This is a genomic window from Mycobacterium sp., from assembly GCF_050701515.1.
Taxonomy (GTDB): domain Bacteria; phylum Actinomycetota; class Actinomycetes; order Mycobacteriales; family Mycobacteriaceae; genus Mycobacterium.
In genome coordinates this window covers 1-7085 of sequence record NZ_JBOGDB010000162.1, presented here as the reverse complement: position 1 = coordinate 7085, position 7085 = coordinate 1, and the positions used below count along the sequence as shown (strand labels likewise).

The following is a 7085-nucleotide window of genomic DNA, read 5'->3' as shown; positions in this document are numbered from 1 at the left end:
AACCCGGCCAGCACGATTCCCACCTGGTGCGTGGGGAATCGCGCCGAACCGCTGATTCACGGCGCGACCTACTTCGACCGGCTGGTCACCGAGGTCGAAGCCCTCGGCGGGGGCGATTACTTGTTCTTCACCGACTGGCGCGGCAACCCGGACGAGAAGCTGCGCGACGACGGCCCGACCATCAGCGAGCTGTTCTGCAACGCGGCCAAGCGCGGGGTCGTCGTCAAGGGGCTGATGTGGCGCTCGCACCTGGACAAATTCGCCTACAGCGAGGAAGAGAACCAGCACCTCGGCGACGCGATCGAGCGCGCGGGGGGCGAGGTGCTGCTCGACCAGCGCGTCCGGTTGGGCGGCTCGCAGCACCAGAAGCTGGTGGTCATCCGGCACCGCGAGGCACCCGAACGCGACGTCGGATTCGCCGGTGGCATCAACTTGTGCCACTCCCGCCGCGACGACGAGTCCCACGGCGGCGATAAACAGGCGATGCGGATGTCGAAGCACTACGGCGAACGCCCGCCGTGGCACGACGTGCAGCTTCGGCTGCAGGGCCCGGTGGTCGGCGCGCTGGACACCACGTTCCGGGAGCGGTGGAACGATCCCGCACCGCTGGACATGCTCTCTCCGATCGCCTGGATCTCCGACAAGCTGCGTGGCGCCGACCTGACGCCGGGGCCGCTACCGGAGCAGCCGCCGGACCCGCCGCCGTGCGGGCCGCACGCGGTGCAGGTGCTGCGCACCTATCCCGACGCGCACTTCGAGTACGACTTCGCGCCGCACGGGGAACGCAGCATCGCCCGCGGTTACACCAAGGCACTGCGGCGCGCCAAGCGGCTGATCTATCTGGAGGACCAATACCTGTGGTCCAAGCACGTGGCCGACCTGTTCGCGAGCGCACTTGCCGAAAACCCGGACCTGCACCTGGTTGCGGTGGTACCGCGATACCCGGATGTCGACGGGCGACTTGCGTTGCCGCCCAACCTCGTCGGTCGTCAGCAGGCGATCGAGGCGTGCCGCAGCGCCAGCCCGCAGCGGGTGCACATCTTCGACGTCGAGAACCATGAGGGCACACCGGTGTACGTGCACGCGAAAGTGTGCGTCATCGACGACATCTGGGCCTCGGTGGGCAGCGACAACTTCAACCGACGGTCGTGGACGCACGACAGCGAACTGTCCTGCGCCGTGTTGGACACCGACGAGCAGTTCGCGCGCGACCTGAGGCTGAGGCTTTTGCGCGAGCACCTGGACCGCGCCCGACGGCAGCGAGGACGACGGGCTGGTCGACCTGGAGACGGTTGTCGAGGCCGTACAGGAGTCGGCGAACGAGCTGGATGCCTGGCATGCCAACGGCCGCAAGGGCCCCCGACCGCCGGGCCGGCTAAGGCCACATCAGCCTGAAAAGCTCGGGCGGTTCACCCGGTTGTGGGCGGTGCCGGCGTACCGGGCGATCTACGACCCCGACGGCCGGTCCTATCGCGCGCGGATCAAGGGTGTGCGGTGAACGCGACCGGCAGGCTCAGCGGACCGCTGACGCCGACGATCGGCTTCCACGGCACGGCGCCGGCCCGCCCGATGTCGGGCATCCGGCGCGCCATCACCGCCAGGGCCTCGGCGAGTTCGACCCGGGCCAGGTGAGCGCCGAGGCAGTAGTGGATGCCGCCGCCGAAGCTCAGCATCGCCGACGCTCCCTCGCGGGTGATGTCCAGCCGGTCCGGGTTCTCGTAAACCGCGGGGTCGCGGTTGGCCGACGCGGTATTGGCGATGACTACTGAGCCCGCCGGAATCGTCACTCCGCCCAGGTCGACATCCTCGACGGCCACCCGCATCGCGGTGAAGACGATCGGCCAGTAGCGCATCGTCTCTTCGACGGCCTTCGGGGCGAGCTCGGGGTTTTCGGCCAGCAGCGCCCACTGGTCGGGATGGTCGCAAAACACCTCCACCGCGGCCGCCAGTTGATTGCGGGTGGTGTCGGTCCCGGCCATCAGGATGGTGCCGGCGAGCATCACCATCTCGTCATGAGTCAACCGGTCCCCGTCGACCTCGGCGCGGATCAGCTCGGAGATCAGATCGTCGGTCAAACAGCCGCGCCGGTCGGCGATCATGTTGTCGAGGTAGTCCTCCAGCTGCTCCCACGCCGCCAAGATGACCGGTTCATCCTCGGCGACATTCCAACTGACGATCTTCAAGATGTCGTCGGCCCAGTCCGAGAATCGGCGCCAATCCCGGCGCGGCGCACCGAGCAGTGAAGAGATGATCGGAATCGGATACTGCCTGGCGACATCCGCGACCATGTCGCAACTGCCCACGCCGGTGTGCGGGTCGATCAGCTCGGAGATGACGTCAACGCATGCCGAGCGCAGCCGCCCGGCCGCCTTGGGCGTGAACGCCTTCGACACCAGTCGGCGCAGCCGGTGGTGCTCCGCGCCGTCCAGGCTCAGCAGGCTTCTGACCATCCGATCCCACAGTGGGCCCGAGGTGATGCCCTGCGCCGGCAGGGTGAAGCCCTGGGGAATCACGAACCGGTCATCGCGCAGCACGGTTCGCACTAGTTCGTAGCTCAGCACTTCGGGCCCGTGTGCGCCCATCGCGATCGGTGCTTGCTCGCGGGCCTTCCGGATGAGCCGGTGGGCTTCGTCGGGGCTTTCGGCCTGCTCGTAGTCGAGAGTGGGAAGGTTTTCGGTCATCATTGAGGGCCCCTCAGTCCGAAGTGAAACATCCATCAAGATCGTCACGCTCCGGGCGTTGCCTGGGATGAGTAGTCGACTACCCCAGTGCCGATATACGCGGTTTCGCTGATGTTTTGCATACTCGCAGGTCGCAGGCTGGCTAGCATGAGCCAACTCGAGTGGAGCGATATTGGCGTGAGCGCGTTACCGACCGGAACTGTGACGTTGCTGCTTGCCGACGTCGAGGGTTCGACGCGGCTGTGGGAGACCCAGCCCGAGGAGATGGCCTGCGCGATCGCGCGACTCGATGCCACGCTCTCGGAGCTGGTGGTCGCCCACGACGGTGTGAGGCCGGTGGAACAGGGCGAGGGCGACAGCTTCGTATTGGCGTTCGCGCGGGCCACTGACGCGGTTGCGTGCGCGCTGGCACTACAGCGCGCGCCCCTCGCGCCGATACGGCTGCGCGTCGGCGTCAACACCGGTGAGATTCAGTTGCGCGACGAGGGCAACTACATCGGTCCCACGATCAACCGGACCGGCCCGGCTTCGGGATCTGGGCCATGGCGGCCAGACACTGATTTCGGGTGCGACCGAGTCTATGGTCGTTGACCATCTCCCCGAGGGCGCGTGGCTGACCGACCTTGGCACTCACCCGCTTCGCGATCTGCCTCGCCCGGAACGCGTTGTGCAACTGTGCCATCCGGACATCCGCAACGACTTCCCGCCGCTGCGCACGTCGAAAGCCGTTGCCGATCACAACCTTCCAGTCCAGCTGACGAGCTTCGTGGGCCGCGCCGCCCAGGTCGAAGAGGTGCGCAGCATCGTCAGCGAAAACCAGTTGGTGACACTGACCGGCGCCGGCGGTGCCGGCAAGACTCGTCTCGCCGTGCAGATCGCCGCTGCGGTCGCGGCCGACTACGCCGACGGTGTCTGCTATGTGGATCTCGCGCCGATCACCGATGCCGACGTCGTGCCGGTCACGGTGGCTCGTGCGCTTGGTCTGCCTGACCAGCCCGGCCGTTCCACACTGGATGCCTTGACGCGCTACGTCAGTGGCCGTCGGATGCTCATCGTGCTGGACAACTGCGAGCATCTGCTCGACGCCGGTGCCGATTTGATTACTGCGCTGCTGCGGGCTGGTCAGGAGCTGACGGCGCTGACCACCAGTCGCGAACCGATCGGCGTTGCGGGGGGGTGACGTGGCGCGTCCCGTCGCTGTCACTGCACGACGAGGCGATCGAATTGTTCGTCGACCGCGCCAGGCGGGTCCGCCCGAATTTCGAGCTGGGCGAGGACAACATCGCCGCAGTGACCGAGATCTGCAGACGGCTCGACGGTATGCCGCTGGCCATCGAACTCGCCGCGGCGCGGGTGCGTGCCCTGTCGTTGGACGAGATCGTGGCCAGCCTGCACGACCGATTCCGACTGTTGACCGGTGGTTCCCGAACCGCAGTGCGGCGCCAACAGACGTTGCGGGCGTCCGTCGACTGGTCGCACGCGTTGTTGACCGAGCCCGAGCGGGTGTTGTTCCGGCGCCTCGCCGCCTTCATGGGCGGCTTCGACCTCGATGCCGCGCAGGTCGTCGGTGGCGGCGGTGATGTGGAGCGCTACCAGGTGCTCGATCAGTTGACACTGCTCGTGGACAAGTCACTGGTGGTGGCCGAGGAAACACAGCATCAGACTCGCTACCGGCTGCTGGAGACGGTGCGCCAGTACGCATTGGAAAAACTTGGCGAGTCCGGCGAAGCCGACACAGTGCGCACTCGCCATCGCGACCACTACGTGGCGGTGGTGGCAACGCTCGACAGGCCGGAGTGCATCAATCAAGCCGGACTGCTGGATCGGGCCGAAGCTGACATCGACAACCTCAGAGCGGCATTCACGTGGAGTGGCGAGTGCGCGGACAGCAACCAGCAGCTAAGACTGGCCTCGTCGCTGCACGCGCTTTGGCTGGTACGCGCCCGCATCCAGGAAGGCTTGGCCTGGCTCAACGCCGGCTTGGCCGACGTGGACGGCACCAATGTGATGCCGGAAGTCCGTGCCCGCGCGCTCGCCGATAGGGCCATTCTTGACGGCTGGATCGGCAACACGGCCAACATGGAACAGGCCGAGGAGGCGTTGGCGATCGCCCGTGCCGCAGACAACCCCGAACTGCTGCTTCGCGCGCTGATCGCCAACGGATGCATCAATGGTCACAGCCGCCAGGTGGCCGGGCCATACTTCGCCGAGGCGATTGGGCTCGCTCGGGAGCTGGGAGATATCTGGCGGGCCAGTCAGATCCTCGGATGGCAGGCATACGGCGCGATCATGGAGGACCCGAGCGCCGCCGGTGAAGCCGCCGAGGAGGGCCGGGACTTCGCCGAGTCGATCGGTGACCGGTTTGTGTCGCGTCAGTGTCGCTGGTGCCTGGGGTGGGTCAAGCTCTGGCAGGGCGATCTCGCCGGTTCCATTGCTCAATTCGGCGAGGTCGCGGCCGACGCCGGCGCGGCGGCGGATCTGATCTGGGGCGTGCTGGGCCGGATGTGCCAGGCCTGGGCGCTCGCTTATCAGGGTGACACGGCGTCGGCGCGAGCCCTGGTGCACGAGGGAATCGAGGACGGGGCGCAGGTCGGCGGCCTGCTGCATGGCGTCGGTTATATGGCATTGGCGGTGGCCGCGCTCGCGGAGGCGGACATCGACGCCGCTAACGATGCGATGGCAAAGGCCTCGCCGCTGATGGCTAATCAGCGGGAGGTCGTCACCAACAACGCAAGCTTGGTGGCGTTGTCGTTGCTGGCCGGTGGGGATAATCGCGAGGCACGCAGGATTGCGGACGAGGCGGCGTCCGCCACCACCGGCTCGGTCCTGGCCAGGGCCCTCGCGACGCGTGCCTGGATAGCGGTCGCGCAGGGTCAACCCGAACAGGCCGAACGTGACGGGCACCAGGCGCTCGCACTCGCTGGTGAGCTTCGTGCGTACCTGGATGTCCCGGACATGCTCGAATGCATTGCCACCGTCGACGGGGCATCAGGCAGACACTCTGAAGCCGCGCGCGTCTTCGGCGCCAGCGAAGCCATCCGCCGACGCATGGGCATGGTGCGGTGGAAGATCTACCAGTCAGGACACGACGACCGTATTGAAGCTCTGCGTGATGCGATGGGCGACAATGACTTCGAATCGGCATGGGCTGACGGCGAGATGCTGTCCATCGAGGAGGTGATCGCCTACGCGCAGCGCGGTCGCGGCGAGCGCAAACGGCCTTCGAGCGGCTGGGCGTCGCTGACGCCGACCGAGCTCGACGTCGTCCGGCTGCTGGGTGAGGGACTTGCCAATAGGGACATCGCCACCCGGCTGTTCATCTCGCCGCGGACGGTACAGACCCACCTCACCCACGTGTACGCCAAGCTGGGCCTTTCGTCGCGGACTCAACTGGTCAAGGAAGCGGCGCTACACCCGTAACTATTTGTCGGAGCCCCTGGCTATAGTCGAATGTATGTTCGATCAGTCAGCCCTGGTTGACGAAATCAGCCGGTTGGAGCGGGTGAAGTCGGCGGCGGCGGCCGGTCAGGCCCGCGCGGCCGCGGCGTTGGACGAGTTGCGCCGCGCCGACGAGGCGGCGGCCGGAGTGCCTCGGGACAAGCAGGGTCGTGGGGTGGCCAGCGAGGTGGCGTTGGCGCGGCGGGATTCACCGGCGCGCGGTGGACGGCATCTGGGCTTCGCGAAAGCCCTGGTGCATGAGATGCCGCACACGCTGGCGGCGTTGGAGTGCGGCGCGCTCTCGGAGTGGCGGGCCACGTTGATCGTGCGTGAGTCGGCGTGCCTCGATGTCGAGGACCGACGGATCTTGGACGCTGAATTGTGCGCAGACGTCACCAAACTCGACGGGATGGGCGACGCGCGAGTGACAGCGGCGGCGAAAGAGATCGCCTGCCGGCTGGACGTGCAGTCGGTGGTGGACCGAGCCGCGAAGGCCGAGTCCGACCGTACGGTGACCATTCGTCCCGCCCCGGACACCATGACGTACGTGACGGCACTATTGCCGGTAGCCCAGGGCGTCGGTGTGTACGCCGCATTGAACAAGAATGTTGAGATGATGCACTAGACTGTACCTCGTGCGCACCGCGATATACACCCGAATCAGCGACGACCAGACCGGGGAAGCGCTCGGCGTGGCCCGCCAGCTCGACGACTGCACCGCGCTCGCCGAGCGGTTGGGGTGGGACATCGTAGCCACCTACACCGACAACGACATTTCCGCGTACAACGGCAAGCACCGGCCCGACTTCGATGCCATGCTCGACGCGATGAAGCGAGCCGAGTTCGGCGCGCTGATCTGCTGGCACCCTGACCGGCTCTATCGGTCGATGCGCGACCTCGAACGCGTGATTGACATTGCCGACGAGCGCGGCGTGCAGCTGCGCACCGTGACCGCCGGGGACCTGA

2 protein-coding genes and 3 pseudogenes are annotated in these 7085 nt (G+C 66.8%); 4 read left to right on the top strand and 1 reads right to left on the bottom strand.

The annotated features are described in order from the left end of the window. A pseudogene (locus ACRDU5_RS13770) lies at nucleotides 1-1498 on the top strand (phospholipase D family protein); the annotation flags it as partial. Here ACRDU5_RS13770 and ACRDU5_RS13765 read toward each other — a convergent pair. Continuing rightward, nucleotides 1482-2681, bottom strand: a complete 1200-nt coding sequence (locus ACRDU5_RS13765) for a cytochrome P450 (RefSeq protein WP_526615124.1) — start codon at nucleotides 2679-2681, stop codon at nucleotides 1482-1484. The pseudogene ACRDU5_RS13770 and the gene ACRDU5_RS13765 overlap by 17 nt on opposite strands. A gap of 147 nt (nucleotides 2682-2828) precedes the next feature. On the opposite strand from ACRDU5_RS13765, the pseudogene ACRDU5_RS13760 reads away from it, so the two are divergent. The 3 genes and pseudogenes from ACRDU5_RS13760 to ACRDU5_RS13750 all read left to right on the top strand — a co-directional run. Beyond that, nucleotides 2829-6101 (top strand): annotated as a pseudogene (locus tag ACRDU5_RS13760) (LuxR C-terminal-related transcriptional regulator). 34 nt (nucleotides 6102-6135) lie between these two features. Then, nucleotides 6136-6732: pseudogene (locus ACRDU5_RS13755) on the top strand (DUF222 domain-containing protein); the annotation flags it as partial. Nucleotides 6733-6754: 22 nt separating this feature from the next. Further along, a partial coding sequence (locus ACRDU5_RS13750; protein WP_526615123.1) for a recombinase family protein occupies nucleotides 6755-7085 on the top strand: 331 nt, incomplete at its 3' end.

Excerpts from the sequence above, each read along its gene's own strand:
- ACRDU5_RS13765 (WP_526615124.1), bottom strand. The coding sequence starts at position 2,681 with ATGACCGAAAACCTTCCCACTCTCGACTACGAGCAGGCCGAAAGCCCC.